Source organism: Flavobacterium aquariorum (assembly GCF_003254745.1).
GTDB classification, from domain to species: Bacteria; Bacteroidota; Bacteroidia; order Flavobacteriales; family Flavobacteriaceae; genus Flavobacterium; species Flavobacterium aquariorum.
Window position 1 is genome coordinate 53,314 of record NZ_QKXH01000006.1, and the last position, 15,428, is coordinate 68,741.

Sequence of the window (15,428 nt, forward strand, 5' to 3'; positions counted from 1 at the left end):
TTTGAAGAAGAAATATGGAAATTCCCGTACCAAAAAGAATAAATATTAATCGGAGAAAAAGGAAATGATGTATTTTCAGGGATTTATGCATATTAGCCAATGGTAATGTTATATTTTTCTATGCGTCGGTATAAAGATGCTCTTGTCAAACCTAATTCTTTAGCAGTTTTACTGATATTGTTATTGTTCTTGGTCAGTATCTTTTCAATAGCTGATTTTTCAACCGCAGACAGCTGAATATCTTCTTGATTTTCTTCATAAGCTGTTATGTGTTCCAAATCCAAATCTGAAACAGTAATGTGATTGTTTTCGCAAAGAATTACGGCACGTTCAATTCGGTTCTCCATTTCCCGGATGTTACCATTCCAAGCGTGTTTTTCTATTTGGTCTAATGCTTTTTCGTCAAAAGTGATTTCGTCTCGTTCGTATTTAGTCATCATTTTTTGCAAAAGATAGTGCGATAATGGAATTTTGTCTTCATTTCGCTCCCGCAATGGTGGCAAAACAATTTCCATAGTGTTGATACGATAATACAAATCTTCTCTGAAATTTTTGTCAGCGACTTCTTCCTTCAAATTTAGGTTGGTAGCCGTTATGATGCGGACATTCAAAGGCCTCGCTTTTGATTCTCCCAATCTGGTTACCGTTTTTGTTTGGATAACCTGCAAAAGTTTAGATTGCAGATGCAAAGGAACGTTTCCTATTTCATCCAAAAAAACAGTTCCATTTTGAGCCATTTCAAAGCGTCCGGCGGTATCCGTTTTAGCATCAGTAAAAGCGCCTTGTGCATAACCGAATAATTCACTTTCAAAAATATTGGTATTCAATGAACCCAAATCAATGTGAATAAATGGATTGCTTTTTCGCTCCGATTGTCGATGGATATGATGTGACAAAACATATTTACCTGTTCCGTTTTCGCCAAGGATTAAAACATTGGCATCGGTTTTGGCTACTTTATCCGCTAGTGAATAAGCTTTTTTGATAACATCTGAGTTACCAACGAAGAATTCTTCTATACTCTCAACATTATTTTGCTTTTTTTGTTCTTTTCTGCTTTTATCAACACCTTGTTTTACAACGCTGAGTAATTTTTCATTTTCCCAAGGTTTTAAAATATAGTCAAAAGCGCCCGATTTTAAGCCTTCTACAGCCGTTTCGACTTTGCCAAAAGCAGTCATCAAGATAACGACGGTTCTGGGCGAAAGTGTTTTTATTTCTTTTAATAAATACAAACCCTCTCTACCGTCCTCAAAACCTATTCTGTAATTCATGTCCAACAAAACGACATCGATGACATTTTTTGCCAATAATTCAACCACATTTTTTGGGTTATTGAGCGTGAAAATGTTTTCAAAATGCTTTTTAAGTAGCATTTTGGAAGCAAAAAGAATATCTTCTTGGTCGTCTATGATTAATATAGATGAGTTGGTCTTTTTCATTATTGTTCGGTTTCGGACAAAAGGTGTTCATTATCGAACACTTTAAAAAAATTAGTTAAAAATAAAAGCTTAAAAATAAGCGAATTATGGCGTTTAAATTTCTGGCACGATAATCCCTTTATGTTTATCAAATTATCAACAATGGACACCATAATTACACGTAAAACTAACAAAAATAAGTATCTTTTAATCGGTTTACCAATTATCTTAATCTTTGGGTATATCATCTTTACTTCGGCAACCAAGAAAAGAAGTCTTACAATAAAGAAAGATGAAATTACGATTAAGACAGTTGAAAATGATTTTTTCGAAGATTTTATGTCTTTTCAGGCAAAAGCTGTTCCCTTACATTCGATGTTAGTTAATATCATTGAAGGCGGAGCGGTTCAGGAAATATTTGTTGCAAATGGTGATATGGTTATCAAAGGACAACCGTTGGCGCGATTGTACAATCCCAATGCAGAACTGGCCTACATGCAACAGGAAACAGCCATTATTGAACAAATCAATAATTTAAACAAAGCCAAGCTCGATTTGAGAAATCAAGAGTTGAATTTAGAAAAAGATTTGATAGCAATAGAACACGATTATCTCGATGCTAAAAATTTGTACGATTTGAACAAAAAACTTTTTGAACAGGAAATATTGTCTAAAAATGAATGGGAGAAAACCAATGAGAATTATCGTTTTCAAAAAGAACGTATGAACATTATAAAACAAAGTGTCAAAAAGGAAAAATTGGCAAATCAAATTCAGATTGGACAGCTCAACCAATCGATTGCCGTAATGAACAAAAGCCTTGACATTTTGAGAATCAACAAAAAGAATTTTTTAATCACGGCACCTATATCCGGAAGGCTCTCTTCATTTGAACCGATACTTGGGAAAACCTACACTCAAAATACAAGTATTGGGACTATTGATGATAGGAAAGGATATAAACTTGTTGCCGATGTGGATGAATTTTATTTGGACAAAATTGCAGAGAAACAAAAAGGGACGGTAGATTTTGAAAATAAAGCCATTAACGTTCAGATAACTAAAGTAATTCCGGAAATCAAGAGTGGCAGATTTCAAGTGGAATTGGATTTCGTTTCATCCGATAAACTGGATTTAAAACAGGGATTAAGTTTTGGTGTAAAATTAAATCTGTCGGAGAAAACAAAAACTCTAGTTCTTTCGAAAGGAAGTTTTAACGAAGAGACCAGTGGGAAATGGATTTTTGTTGTCAACGGAAAAAAAGCAGAAAGAAGAGAAATCAAGCTGGGGAGAGAAAATCCACTGTATTATGAAGTACTTGGTGGATTGAAGGCCGATGAACAAGTAATTACTTCATCCTATAAAGATTATAAGGAAGTAGAAGTTTTGAATTTCGAATAAAGAAAAAGAGCATAGATTAAAGAAACAAGAATAAAGAGTAAAACAAATAATTATATAAAATATCATCAATCAAAAAACGAATAATATTATGATTCAAATTAAAAACCTTTCAAAAGTATTTAGAACAGAAGAACTAGAAACAATGGCACTTAGTGAAGTTTCGCTAACCATTATTCAAGGTGATTTCGTGTCCATTATGGGACCTTCGGGAAGTGGAAAATCAACTTTATTGAATATTGTTGGATTATTGGACAGCGCCTCCGGCGGAAGCTATCAATTGCTTAGTCAAGAAATGATTGGGCTGAAAGAAAAAGAAAAATCGAAAGCCCGAAAAGAAAATATTGGCTTTATTTTTCAGAATTTCAACCTGATAGACGAATTATCAGTTTATGATAATATCGAATTGCCGTTGATTTACAATAAAGTTCCCTCTTCGGACAGAAAGAAAAAAGTAGAAGCAATTGCTGATAAATTAGGCATTTCACACCGATTGAAACATTATCCACAACAACTTTCTGGAGGACAACAACAACGTGTTGCCGTTGCCAGAGCATTGATCAACGACCCTAAAATTATTCTTGCCGATGAGCCTACGGGAAATTTGGACAGTAAAAGCGGGAACGAAGTGATGGAATTACTAACCGATTTACACGCTAATGGGGCGACAATTTTGATGGTCACGCACTCTGATTATGATGCTTCTTTTTCTCAAAAAACAGTTCATATGAAGGATGGAGTAATACTTTCAGAAAAAAAGAATAGTCGTAATGTTGATGTTTTTAAAGTATAAAAATGATAAATATCCTTATATCAATCATTACAATCGTTTTTGAGTTGCTTTACAAAATGCTTTTGTAAACATCTTGAACTTCTCATCAATCAAATCAAAATTAAATCAATCAAAAAGTTATGATTCTCAACTGGATAAAAATATTTATTTATCACTTAAAGCAAAACAAACTGTTTTCTTTTCTCAATGTTTTGGGATTAAGCATTGGTATTGCAGGAGTGATATTCGCCATTTTATATTGGAATGACGAACAAAGTTATGATGCTTGGAATCCCAATAAAGACAGCATTTATTTAGTAGCCAATCAAATGGATTCAGAAACTTTTTGGGCTTCAAGTTCCGCTCCGATTGGACAAGCCATTAAAGATAAAAGTCCAGAAATAGAATCGTTTTGTTATTTAAGCGGGGACTACGATAATGAAATCATTCGTTTTAAAAACAAGAAAATTCAATCTGATAAAATTGTAATTGCTCAAAAGAATTTCTTTGAATTTTTTCCTTATGAATTTGTAGAAGGCAATCCAAAAACAGCATTGCCAGATGAAAACAGTATTAGTTTATCAGAAGATTTAGCCTTTCAGCTTTTTGGAAATGAAAGTGCTTTAGGAGAAGAGATTGTTTTTCAGTCTAAAAAATTAGTAGTAAGAGGTGTTTATAAATTAGATCACAAATCATCTTATAATCCTTCGTGTGTGATTAATTTCATGGATGCAAGAATTAGAAAATATATTGAACAATGGGGTAATTTTCATTTTGTATTATTTGTTAAAGTAAAAAATAATGGCAATACAACAAGTATTATCAATAATTTACAAAAACTATATTTTGACAACATGACATCGCGTTATGCGAGAGATAAAGGGATAACTCCTAAACAATTTATTGAAAAATTTGGAGAGGTTAAACCTCATTTAGAACGCTTATCGGATATACGCTTACATACCATAACGAGTGGTTTGATAGAAGAAAAAGGTAATTTTCAGTTTTTGCTGATTATGGTAGGACTATCTATTTTAATCTTAGTTCTTTCGATAGTAAATTATGTAAATTCCGCAACTGCAAATGCTATTAAAAGAGCAAAAGAAGTTGGTGTTCGTAAGATAGTTGGTGCTTTAAAAGTAAATATTATTCAGCAATTTATTTTTGAAACAACAATTTTAGCTCTCGTTTCGATTTTGCTTTCTCTTGTTATCATTGAGCTTTCATTGCCTTATTATAATGAATTTTTAGGAAAAACAATCACTATACAAGGAAGTCTATTTTACCTGCAATTAATTGCAATATTCCTTATTACCGTTTGTATGGCAGGGATTCTTCCGGCAGTGTACGTTTCTAATTTTGAAACCTTAAAAGTTCTGAAAGGCAATTTTGGACGAAGCAAAAATGGTGTATGGCTTCGCAACGGAATGCTAATCTTTCAATTTGCTGTAGCAACCTTTTTTATCATTGGTTCTTATATTGTTTATGAGCAGATTGAATATATGAATACGAAAGACTTAGGTTTTAAAGCCAATCAAATTTTAAATATATCTTATCGAAATGTATATGGAGAACAAATAACCGATAAATATAGATTCGATAGATATTCAACAATTAAAAATGAATTGTTGCACATAAAAGGAGTAAAAAAAGTAACTGCTGGTGGTTTTGTTTTTGGAAAAAATGCACCTATAACCACAACCTATTATTATAACGATTTAAGTGTTGACGGAAACAATGTTCCTGTCGATTTTGGAATGCTGGAAATGATGCAGATAAAAATGGTAAAAGGAAGATACTTTAATCCAAAATTTGCTCAGGATACCATCAATACGATGTTGATAAATGAGACGGCAATGAAATTATTAAAAGAGAAAAATCCAATTGGTAAAAAAGTCAAGTGGGATGACAAAGAAATTACAATTGTTGGCGTTGTCAAAGATTTTAACATGGGTAATCCGAGTGAAGTTATTCCGCCTATGTCCTTTTTTCACTTCAAAACATTTCCTTGGTTAATTGGTACGCTAAATAATATTTACATAGATACCGATTCAAAAACTATGGACCAAACTTTGGCTGATCTGGAAAATTTTTGGTTAAAAAAAGTGGATTCTGATTATCCGTTTGCATACGATTTTGTAGATAAAGAATATAAAAGATCGTATAGCAGTTATGTAAAGCAAAAAAATATGTTCTCGATATTAAATATTGTGGTGATACTGATTGCACTTTTTGGTTTATTCTGCCTAGCCTCATTTTCTATAGAAAGACGCATGAAAGAAATTGCCATAAGAAAAACTCTGGGAGCTGAAACCAATGTTTTACTGAAAGATTTGTCTTTACAATACATCGTTTTCTGCATAATTGGATTTTTAATTACCGTATTTCCAACTTATTATTTACTCAACAAATGGCTAGAGAATTTTGCCTATAGAATTGATATTTCGATCTATCCATTTCTTATTGGATTTATTGCTTTACTAGCCTTAACCTTAATAGTTGTGCTTTCTAGAGCATATCAAGCCACAAGAGTTGATGTTTTAAAATACTTAAAATACGAATAGAGATGCTAAAAAATTGGATAAATATATTTACATACCATATCAGAAACAATAAGCTTTTTACGGCTTTGAATATTTTGGGTTTGAGTATTGGAATAGCAGGATTGATTTTTGCTACTTTATATTGGAATGACGAACACAATTACAACGATTGGAATCCTGAAAAAGAAAATGTTTATCAGGCATTGAGCGTGGTTGGCAAGGATATGATTTGGCCGAATAACTTGTCTAGTTATGAGCCTTATTTCAAAAAGGAAATCAAGGAACTTGATTCGTACTGTTATTTTGAAAATTGGTATTCAAATAGAATCATTAAGTACAAAGACAAAAAAGGCATTTTTACGATAACCAATACCCAAAAAACCTTTTTTGATTTTTTTCCTTTCGAATTTATAAAAGGAAACAGTAAAACTGCTTTAAATGATGAAAACAGCATTGCGCTTTCCGAAGAGGCTGCAACCAAGCTTTTTGGTACAGAAAACCCACTGGGAAAGGAAGTTTTATATTCCGATAAGAAACTGATCGTTCGAGGTGTTTATACTATTCCAGGCAAATCATCCCTTGCTCCTCAAGCTTTAACTTGTTTATTAGATGCACGATTAAAAGACGACTACGACAAGTGGGGAAATTTCAATTATGGTTTAGTGCTCAAAATTAAAAATCCAAATAATAAAGCTGTTGTTATCCGAAAAATGGAACAGTTACTTTATCTGAACAGAACTGTAAAATGGGCCAAAGAAGAAGGTATTACTCCCAAAGAATGGAATGAGAAAAATGGTTCAGAAAACACAAAAATAATATTAGAACCATTAAAAGACGCAAGATTACATTCCATAGTTGACGGATACGCAGAAGGCAGAGGCAATTATCAGTTTTTGATGATTATGATGGGGTTATCGGTTTTAATATTAATCCTGTCTGTTTTTAATTATGTCAATTTGGCTACTGCCAATGCAATAAAAAGAGCCAAAGAAGTAGGTGTCCGAAAAATTTCAGGTGCATCAAAAAGCAATATTGTACTGCAGTTTCTTTTTGAAATTGTGCTGATTACTTTCTTTTCCTTACTCCTATCACTGGCAATTGTGGAATTATCGCTGCCTTATTACAATGAATTTTTAGAAAAGAAATTAGTAATCTACGGCAGTCAGTTTTATTATGAATTAGTGATTATTTTTATTGTGACAGTGATTATTGCGGGAATATTTCCGGCTATTTATGTTTCCAATTTTGAAGCTTTGAAAGTACTAAAAGGCAACTTTGGGCGAAGTAAAGGTGGCGTTTGGCTGCGCAACGGAATGCTGATTTTTCAATTTGCCATTGCTTCCTTTTTTATTATTGGATCTTATATTGTATATGAGCAAGTACATTTTTTGAGTACCCGAGAATTAGGATTTAAAGGAGAGCAAGTACTTCAAATAAAGTACAAGAAACCCGATTATGACTTTAACGATAAAAATTTCTCGAAAAAGTTATTCACCAGATACGAAACCCTCAAACAGGAAATTACCAAGATTAATGGCGTTACCCAAGTGGCCACAGGAGCTTTCTCATTTGGAAACAGTGATAATTCATCTTCCAGTTTTACTTATCATGATATCAATATTCAAGGTCAAAATATGGCTGTTGATTTTGGAATGCTCGAAATGTTAAAGATAAAAATGGCTCAAGGGCGTTATTTAGACAGCCGCATTTCATCAGATACTATTGATGCAGTAATGGTCAATGAAGCAGCTTTGAAATTGATGAAAGAAAAGAGTCCAATTGGAAAAATTGTCAATTGGAATGGCAACAAACTCAAGGTTATTGGGGTTGTGAAAGATTTCAATTTTTGGGGGCCAAAAGCTGAAATTCCCCCAATGGTTTTCTTCCATCTCAAAACAATAGATTGGATGAACTCGAATGTCAATAACATATTTGTGAAAGTGAATCCCAATGAAATGGAGAATACCATTCCGGCTCTCGAAAAATTCTGGGCTAAAAACATAGATTCTGATTATCCGTTCAATTATGACTTTGTTGATAAAGCTTATGCGCGGACATACAAGGAATTTGTAAATCAAAAAAACTTGTTTTCATTGCTGAATATTGTGGTTATTCTCATTGCCTTGTTCGGATTATTTGCCTTGGCCTCCTATTCAATAGAAAGACGAATGAAAGAAATTGCCATTAGAAAAACACTCGGAGCAGAAACCACTGTTTTGCTAAAAGAATTATCCAAACAATATATTGTTTTTTGTGTAATTGGATTTCTGATTGCAGTATTCCCAGGGTATTATTTACTCAACAAATGGCTGGAAAATTTTGTTTTTAGAATAGACATGACGGTATTCCCATTCGTTTTTGGGTTCATAATACTGTTAGTTTTAACACTGATAATTGTGCTATCCAGAGCGTATCAGGCAACAAAAACAGACGTTTTGAAATATTTGAAATACGAATAAACACAAAGAATTCACAACTGTTTACAATTAACCTATTAACTCAAACTATGTTATTAAACTATATAAAAATATTTATCTACCATTTAAAGCAAAACAAACTGTTTTCATTTCTGAATGTTTCGGGATTGGCGATAGGAATTGCAGGATTGATTTTCGCGTTGCTGTATTGGAATGACGAACAAAGCTATAACGATTGGAATCCTGAAAAAGAAAAAGTTTATCAAGTTTTAGTTCAATTGACTGATATGCCGGTTTTTTCAGATTGTTCTTTATTTCTAAAACCTGTTTTAGATAAAGACTCCAATGTCGAAACAGTATTGTATGCTGACAGTTGGTATCAAAAAGATAAAATTATTTACAATGGAAAGAAAGAATTAGTCGATAAAATCATCAATGTACAGCATAATTTCTTTTCTTTTTTTCCTTTCAAAATCATAAATGGAGATGCTATTTCGGCCATAAAAGATGATTCCAGCATTGCCATTTCTGATGTAATTGCCAAAAGAGTTTTTGGTAATGAAAACCCAATCGGAAAACAAATAAAATGTCTTGACCAAATGTTTATTGTGCGTGCGGTATATCACATACCAGGGAATTCATCAATCGCTCCAAATGCCATAATGAATAAAATGGAGAAATTGGTGACTTCAGGTATGACAGCTCCATTTGTTTTCAAATTATTACTAAAAATAAAAGATCCATCAAAAATTGAACATACGCGAAAGAGCCTTGAAAATATATATAATGGTGATTTCATTAAAAGAATCGCGAAGCAAGAAGGATTTACCCCCGAGGAAATGGCTAAAAAAATAGGCCATTTTACCGTTGTCATGGAACCACTCTCAAAAGCAAGATTGCATTCCATAACAGATGGTTATCCAGAAGGTCGGGGCAATTATCAATTTTTATTGATTATGGCTGGATTATCTGTTTTAATTCTCATTTTATCCATTGTTAATTATATAAATTTGGCTACAGCCAATGCCATAAAACGTGCTAAAGAAGTGGGAGTACGTAAAATCGTTGGCGCATCAAGAGGTAATATTATTACACAATTCATTTTTGAGACTATTCTCATAAGCTCACTTTCAATTTTATTGGCTTTAGTGATCGTAGAATTGACATTACCATATTATAATGACTTTTTAGGCAAAAATTTAATGATTATTGGTAGTCAATTTTATTTGCAATTAATTCTGATTTTCGTAATTACAGTTTTGGTTGCCGGAGTTTTTCCATCGATTTATGTTTCAAATTTCGAAGTTCTTAAAGTGTTAAAAGGCGATTTTGGAAGAAGTAAAAGCGGTGTTTGGCTGCGTAACGGAATGTTGATTTTTCAATTTGCAATAGCTACTTTTTTTATTGTCGGATCCCATATTGTTTATCAGCAAGTCAGCTATTTAACCAATAAAGATCTGGGATATAAAGGAGATCAGGTAATAGATGTATCGTTACACTTTCCATCATCCGACTATAAGGCAGAAAATATTGGCAAGAATATTTACAATAAATATTCAACCATAAGGCAAGAACTAGCCAAAATAAACGGGGTGGAACAAATTTCAACAGGTCTTGTTTGTTTTGATGGTTCAGATAATTCATTAGGAGGAGTATTGTATAAAGACGAGCTTTTTAAAGAACGAACAATGGCGGTAGATTATGGGATGCTCGAAATGATAAAAATAAAAGTCATAAATGGAAGAGGACTTGAACAAAAATATTCTTCTGACACTATTTCTTCGGTACTCATTAATGAAACAGCTCAAAAATTAATGAATATGGAAGAGCCAATTGGACAAGAAATCATTATTAAACAACGAAAGTTAAAAATAATAGGGGTAATTAAAGATTTTAATTTATTGAGTCCAGAAGCCGAAGTACCGCCAATGTGTTTCTATCATTTAAAAACTGTTGATATAGCTCAAAATATAGACAGAGTTTATATAAAGCTAAAATCTGGTGATGTAAAAAATACTATTACGGATATTGAAAAATTATGGGCAACGATAGACACCGAATATCCATTTAAATATGATTTTGTAGATAAACAGTATGCCAGAACTTATGAAAGTTACGTAAAACAGAAGAACCTTTTTTCATTGCTGAATGTAGTTGTAATTGGTATTGCGCTTTTTGGATTGTTTGCGTTGGCTTCCTATTCGATACAAAGGCGCATGAAAGAAATTGCCATTAGAAAAACGCTTGGCGCGGAAACGAATCTTTTGTTGAAAGAATTATCCAAACAGTACATTTTGTATTGCATAATTGGCTTCTTAGTTGCTTTATTACCAGTGTATTATTTATTGGATAAATGGCTCGAAAATTTCGCCTTTAGAATAGATATTACCTTATTCCCATTCGTTTTTGGGTTCCTAATACTGTTAGTTTTAACACTGATAATTGTGCTGTCAAGAGCGTATCAGGCAACCAAAACTGACGTTTTGAAATATTTAAAATATGAATAATAAAAACTTTTTGACGACAGTCTTCATACTATTTTGCGCTTTTGCAAGCGGTCAGGGAAACTCCTGGTCGCTCACAAAGTGCATAGATATGGCCTTGCAGAATAATATCGAAATAAAAATCAGACAGCTTGAAATAAAAAGAACTCAAAAATCACAAAATTCAGTTTTAAACCGAATGTTACCCGTTGTCAATTTCTACGGAGAACAAGGGTACAATTTTGGATCTAGTATTGACCCTTCGACTAACGGAAGGGTAAGCTCTAATTTTCAAAATGATAATTTCTATCTCAATGCCAAAACAAATCTGATTGATTTTAATGCTTTTGCAAATGCCAAAAAAGACAAAATCAATATTGAACTCGCCAAAGCAGAGAAGGAAGTTATAGAAAATGAATATAAACTGCAGCTTTTGGAAAGTTATTATCAGGCACTTTATACACAGGAATTATTAAAAATCCAAAAAGAACAACTCAAGCAGGCTTCGTTCAACTTAGAAAGAGTAACTAAAGAGGTCAACATTGGGAGTAAGCCCCAAAGTGATTTGTATGATATGCAGTTGAGCTTTTCGGAAGAAGAAAACCGTAATTTAGAAACCGAACAGTTATACGGAATAAAAAAAACACAATTGTTTCAACTGATGAATGTTATGGATGTTGTAACTGATGAAGTGATTTTGGAACCTTATCTAAAAGAAAGACCAACTTATATGGTTGAAAGTACATCCTACAATCCTAAAATAAAGTTTGCTGAACTAAATTATCAAAGCAGTCTAAAATTAATAGGTTTGGAAAGGGCCAATAATCTGCCCGTATTGTCAGCCTATTATGGATTTTCTACTTTCTATTATAAAACGTTAAGCCATACAAATGCTAGTTCTGATAGCTTCCAAAATCAATTAGCTGACAATAAAAGCCAGCAAGTAGGCATCCAGTTGAATGTTCCTATTTTTAACGGCTTTAGAAACAACAAAAAAATTGATGCATCGAAAATTGAAAGCGAAAAGACAAAATTAGTCATAGAACAGGAAAAGCAACAGCTGGACAAACAAGTGGCATTAGAAGAACAAAACAAAAAGAATTATTTGCAAATTCAGAATAAGTGGATGGAAAAGCTGCGATATGCCAAAGCCTCGCTAACCACTACTGAAGCCAAATTTGCCAGCGGAAAAATAGAAGCTATCGTATATTCTTCAGTGAAAAATCAATTTCTTTCTGCAGAATATGAAGTTTTAAAAAATAGCCTTCAGCTACAATATATCGACTTGAAAATAAATTTATTGATAAAGAATCATTTATAAAACGTAATACTCAAATTAAAAAGCATTTAAAGTTATTAATGTCAACTACTTTAAATTCTGAAAGAAATAGTTTGTAAATCGTACTGCATGACCCACTAAAATTTAAAAACCTCCAAAGTCATTTGATTTTGGAGTTTTTTTGGTCAAAAATTATTTCGGCTTTTCTTTAATATTGATAAATTCCATATTAACTGAAAACTTTTCTTTCTTTGGAAAAGTAATAAAATGGTGGAAAGAGGCTCTCTTGAAAAATTTTATTTCACAAAATTTACAGCACTTTTATAGGCGTTATTTTTTTGGTGCGCATATAAAGTTAATGATTCTCATTGATAAAACTCTTTAGGATACAAAGGAAACCATTTCAATACGGAGCGGATTTCAGTTTTAGAGTTCAGCTATATTTTCTTTAAAAAGCTTAGTTTTTAGGCATAAACAAAGGATAGTCACCACATTTAAAACTATTTGATTTTAAGGCATTTACAATTAACATAAGTTTAACTAAAAGAATAACGGAACGTTCGTTCCGTTATTATATCTTTGCTCCATCAAATATTTAAAAATACAATCATGAAAAAATTAATTAAAAAAGTAGCATTGTTTTCATTAGCTATTTTATTCGGTGTTTCAGCAGAAGCACAAAGCCAAAATGTTAAGGCTGCAAATCCGCCAGCAAACTTTAAGCATGCAACTGCAAATGTAAATGGTGTAAACATTCATTACGTAATTGGTGGAAAAGGAGAGCCATTAGTATTGGTTCATGGATTTGGCCAAAACTGGTATATGTGGAACAGACTGTTGCCTGAACTTTCAAAACACTTTACAGTAATTGCTCCAGATTTAAGGGGAGTGGGAGAGTCTGATAAGCCAGCTGACGGTTATGACAAAAAAACAATGGCTTCTGATATTCACGAACTGGTAAAAAAATTAGGCTACGAAAAAATCAATTTGGCTGGTCACGATATTGGACTGATGGTTGTATATGCTTATGCGGCGCAATATCCAAATGAAGTTAAAAAACTAGCCTTAATGGATGCTTTGCTTCCGGGAATTGAACCAGTTTGGTCTCAGGTTTCAGCTTCAGCGTGGTGGTTTGGATTTTTTGGATGGTCAGCTTCTGGCGATATAGTAGCAGGTAAAGAAAAAGAGTTTTTGACTAATTTTTGGCCAGTAGTTGCTTTTGCAAAAGATTCTTTCACAAAAGAAGAAACGACTGAATTTATCCGTGCTTATTCTGTTAAAGGTTCGACAACAGGGAGTTTTCATTGGTTTGGGGCTTTCAAGCAAGATGGAAAAGATAATGTTGAATTGATGAAACAAAAACTAACTATGCCTGTATTGACTATGGGGGGGCAGTATTTTGCCGCAGCATTTTTAAAAGATCACACAAAACTTGTGGCGAACGATGTTAGCGAAACAAATATCCCCAATTCAGGTCACTGGTTGGTTCAAGAGAATACAGCTGCCGTTCAAAAAGGTTTGTTGGACTTCTTCTTGGATAAAAAATAATTTAATAAATAAATCAATAATAATTTAAAAGTAAAAAAAATGTCAAAATTAGTAAACAAAGTAGCCCTAGTAACAGGAGGAAATAGTGGAATTGGGTATGCAGCTGCCGCAGAATTAGCAGCACAAGGTGCCAAAGTGATTGTCACCGGAAGAAACAAAGAAGCTTTGATAAAAGCTGAAACTGAATTGAACGTAACAGGAATTGTAGCAGATCAAGCAGATTTAAAATCAATTGATAATTTGGTTAGTGAAGTAAAATCTAAATTTGGGAAACTGGATATTATTTTCTTAAATGCAGGAACAGCTTCTTTTGCTCCGCTAGAATCCGCTTCAGAAGAGCATTATGACAGCATTATGAATGTAAATGTAAAAGGAGTGTATTTTACGGTTCAAAAATTACTTCCAATTTTGAATGACGGTGGTTCTATAATTTTTAATACTTCGATCAACGCCAATATTGGTATGCCAAATTCAAGTGTATATGCAGCAAGTAAAGGAGCTGTTTTGTCTTTCAATAGAGTATTAGCTACCGAACTTGCAACAAGAAACATAAGAGTCAATGCCATTTCTCCTGGTCCGGTTGAAACACCGATTTATGGAAAATTAGGATTAAGTAAAGAAGAAGTTGAAGGCTTTGGTTCAGTTTTGGGAGAGAAAATTCTTTTAAAACGTTTTGGTCAGCCTTCTGAAATTGCCAAAACAGTAAGTTTTTTAGCTTCAGATGACTCTTCATTTATAACTGGGACTGAAATAGTTGTTGATGGTGGACTTACTGTAAATTCAGTAGTTTAATTTTTTGCTTTAATTTCAGAATGAACGTTCCAATTTAATATCTTTGTACATCTATAAAAATTAAGTTTATGGCAAGATTAAAAGAATTCAATGAAGAAGATGCTTTGGATAAAGCAATAGAAATTTTTTGGAGCAAAGGGTACAACGGGACATCGGCACAAGATTTAGTGACACATTTAGGTCTAAGCAGATCCAGTCTTTACGATACTTTTGGAGATAAACATTCCTTATTCATTAAGGCTTTGCAACGATATCAAAAGAAATCTTATGACGATATAGCCGGTCTTTTACAAAAATCCACAAATATCAAAGAAACGATTAAAGAAATGTTTGCGCAGGCAATCCTTGAAAGTTTTGAAGATAAAATCACAAAAGGATGTTTTATGGTCAATAGCACTGTTGAATTGGCGATTCACGATGCTGAAATTGAAAAAGTTGTCAATGATAATCGGCTAAAAATGGAAGAAGTTTTTTTTCTGGCTGTCAAAAGGGGACAAGAATTAAATCAAATTTCATCGGCTACAGATCCAAGATTATTAGCCCGTTTTATATTCAATAATTATTCGGGAATAAGAGTTTTGGCTCGTTCAACTGGAACACCAAAACAGGTTTTCGATGATGTGTTGAAAGTTTTGTTATCAGTGTTATAGTATTCCAATATAATTGTAAACCACCCATTTTTGTGGGTGGTTTTTTTATGGATTAAATTGAAGAAAATCATTGGTCTAATAAAATCGTTTAAGACTCGATAGCGTGTTTTTGATAATGGAAATTT

10 protein-coding genes are annotated in these 15,428 nt (G+C 32.9%); 9 read left to right on the plus strand and 1 reads right to left on the minus strand.

Annotation, left to right across the window (positions count from 1 at the left end; translation table 11 throughout):
- Positions 1–92 precede the first annotated feature (92 nt).
- A complete protein-coding gene (locus DOS84_RS10360; RefSeq protein ID WP_111410058.1) occupies positions 93–1,442 on the minus strand; it encodes a sigma-54-dependent transcriptional regulator in 1,350 nt (449 codons plus the stop codon).
- 141 nt (positions 1,443–1,583) lie between these two features.
- Between DOS84_RS10360 and DOS84_RS10365 the strand changes: the two genes are divergently transcribed.
- The 9 genes from DOS84_RS10365 to DOS84_RS10405 all read left to right on the plus strand — a co-directional run bounded on the left by DOS84_RS10365 (position 1,584) and on the right by DOS84_RS10405 (position 15,303).
- Complete coding sequence (locus DOS84_RS10365) at positions 1,584–2,822, plus strand: efflux RND transporter periplasmic adaptor subunit (protein ID WP_111410277.1); 1,239 nt, start codon at positions 1,584–1,586, stop codon at positions 2,820–2,822.
- An 88-nt stretch (positions 2,823–2,910) separates the two neighbouring features.
- Positions 2,911–3,612 carry an ABC transporter ATP-binding protein gene (locus tag DOS84_RS10370; protein ID WP_111410059.1) on the plus strand — a complete coding sequence of 234 codons (702 nt, stop codon included), beginning with the start codon at positions 2,911–2,913 and terminating at the stop codon, positions 3,610–3,612.
- 119 nt (positions 3,613–3,731) lie between these two features.
- Positions 3,732–6,155, plus strand: a complete 2,424-nt coding sequence (locus tag DOS84_RS10375) for an ABC transporter permease (protein ID WP_111410060.1) — start codon at positions 3,732–3,734, stop codon at positions 6,153–6,155.
- Positions 6,156–6,157: 2 nt separating this feature from the next.
- The gene (locus DOS84_RS10380) at positions 6,158–8,593 is read left to right on the plus strand and encodes an ABC transporter permease (RefSeq protein ID WP_111410061.1); all 2,436 of its coding nucleotides are present in this window, start codon (positions 6,158–6,160) and stop codon (positions 8,591–8,593) included.
- A 47-nt stretch (positions 8,594–8,640) separates the two neighbouring features.
- Entirely contained in the window at positions 8,641–11,058 is a 2,418-nt protein-coding gene (locus tag DOS84_RS10385) for an ABC transporter permease (RefSeq protein ID WP_111410062.1), read from the plus strand.
- A complete protein-coding gene (locus DOS84_RS10390; RefSeq protein WP_111410063.1) occupies positions 11,051–12,355 on the plus strand; it encodes a TolC family protein in 1,305 nt (434 codons plus the stop codon). Before DOS84_RS10385 ends, DOS84_RS10390 begins: the two co-directional genes overlap by 8 nt.
- A 567-nt stretch (positions 12,356–12,922) precedes the next feature.
- Positions 12,923–13,861: an alpha/beta fold hydrolase gene (locus tag DOS84_RS10395; RefSeq protein ID WP_111410064.1), complete on the plus strand. Its 939-nt coding sequence runs from the start codon at positions 12,923–12,925 to the stop codon at positions 13,859–13,861.
- Between the two features lie 39 nt (positions 13,862–13,900).
- Positions 13,901–14,653 (plus strand): SDR family oxidoreductase, encoded by a 753-nt coding sequence (locus tag DOS84_RS10400; protein ID WP_111410065.1) that lies wholly within the window; start codon positions 13,901–13,903, stop codon positions 14,651–14,653.
- A 68-nt stretch (positions 14,654–14,721) separates the two neighbouring features.
- Entirely contained in the window at positions 14,722–15,303 is a 582-nt protein-coding gene (locus DOS84_RS10405; RefSeq protein WP_111410066.1) for a TetR/AcrR family transcriptional regulator, read from the plus strand.
- Positions 15,304–15,428: the final 125 nt, after the last annotated feature.

What these genes read in the sequence shown, in the direction of transcription:
- DOS84_RS10370 (WP_111410059.1), top strand. Translation starts at nt 2,911, where the DNA reads ATGATTCAAATTAAAAACCTTTCAAAAGTATTTAGAACAGAAGAACTA.
- DOS84_RS10375 (WP_111410060.1), top strand. Translation starts at nt 3,732, where the DNA reads ATGATTCTCAACTGGATAAAAATATTTATTTATCACTTAAAGCAAAAC.
- DOS84_RS10365 (WP_111410277.1), top strand. Translation starts at nt 1,584, where the DNA reads ATGGACACCATAATTACACGTAAAACTAACAAAAATAAGTATCTTTTA.
- DOS84_RS10385 (WP_111410062.1), top strand. Translation starts at nt 8,641, where the DNA reads ATGTTATTAAACTATATAAAAATATTTATCTACCATTTAAAGCAAAAC.
- DOS84_RS10360 (WP_111410058.1), bottom strand. Translation starts at nt 1,442, where the DNA reads ATGAAAAAGACCAACTCATCTATATTAATCATAGACGACCAAGAAGAT.
- DOS84_RS10400 (WP_111410065.1), top strand. Translation starts at nt 13,901, where the DNA reads ATGTCAAAATTAGTAAACAAAGTAGCCCTAGTAACAGGAGGAAATAGT.
- DOS84_RS10390 (WP_111410063.1), top strand. Translation starts at nt 11,051, where the DNA reads ATGAATAATAAAAACTTTTTGACGACAGTCTTCATACTATTTTGCGCT.
- DOS84_RS10380 (WP_111410061.1), top strand. Translation starts at nt 6,158, where the DNA reads ATGCTAAAAAATTGGATAAATATATTTACATACCATATCAGAAACAAT.
- DOS84_RS10395 (WP_111410064.1), top strand. Translation starts at nt 12,923, where the DNA reads ATGAAAAAATTAATTAAAAAAGTAGCATTGTTTTCATTAGCTATTTTA.
- DOS84_RS10405 (WP_111410066.1), top strand. Translation starts at nt 14,722, where the DNA reads ATGGCAAGATTAAAAGAATTCAATGAAGAAGATGCTTTGGATAAAGCA.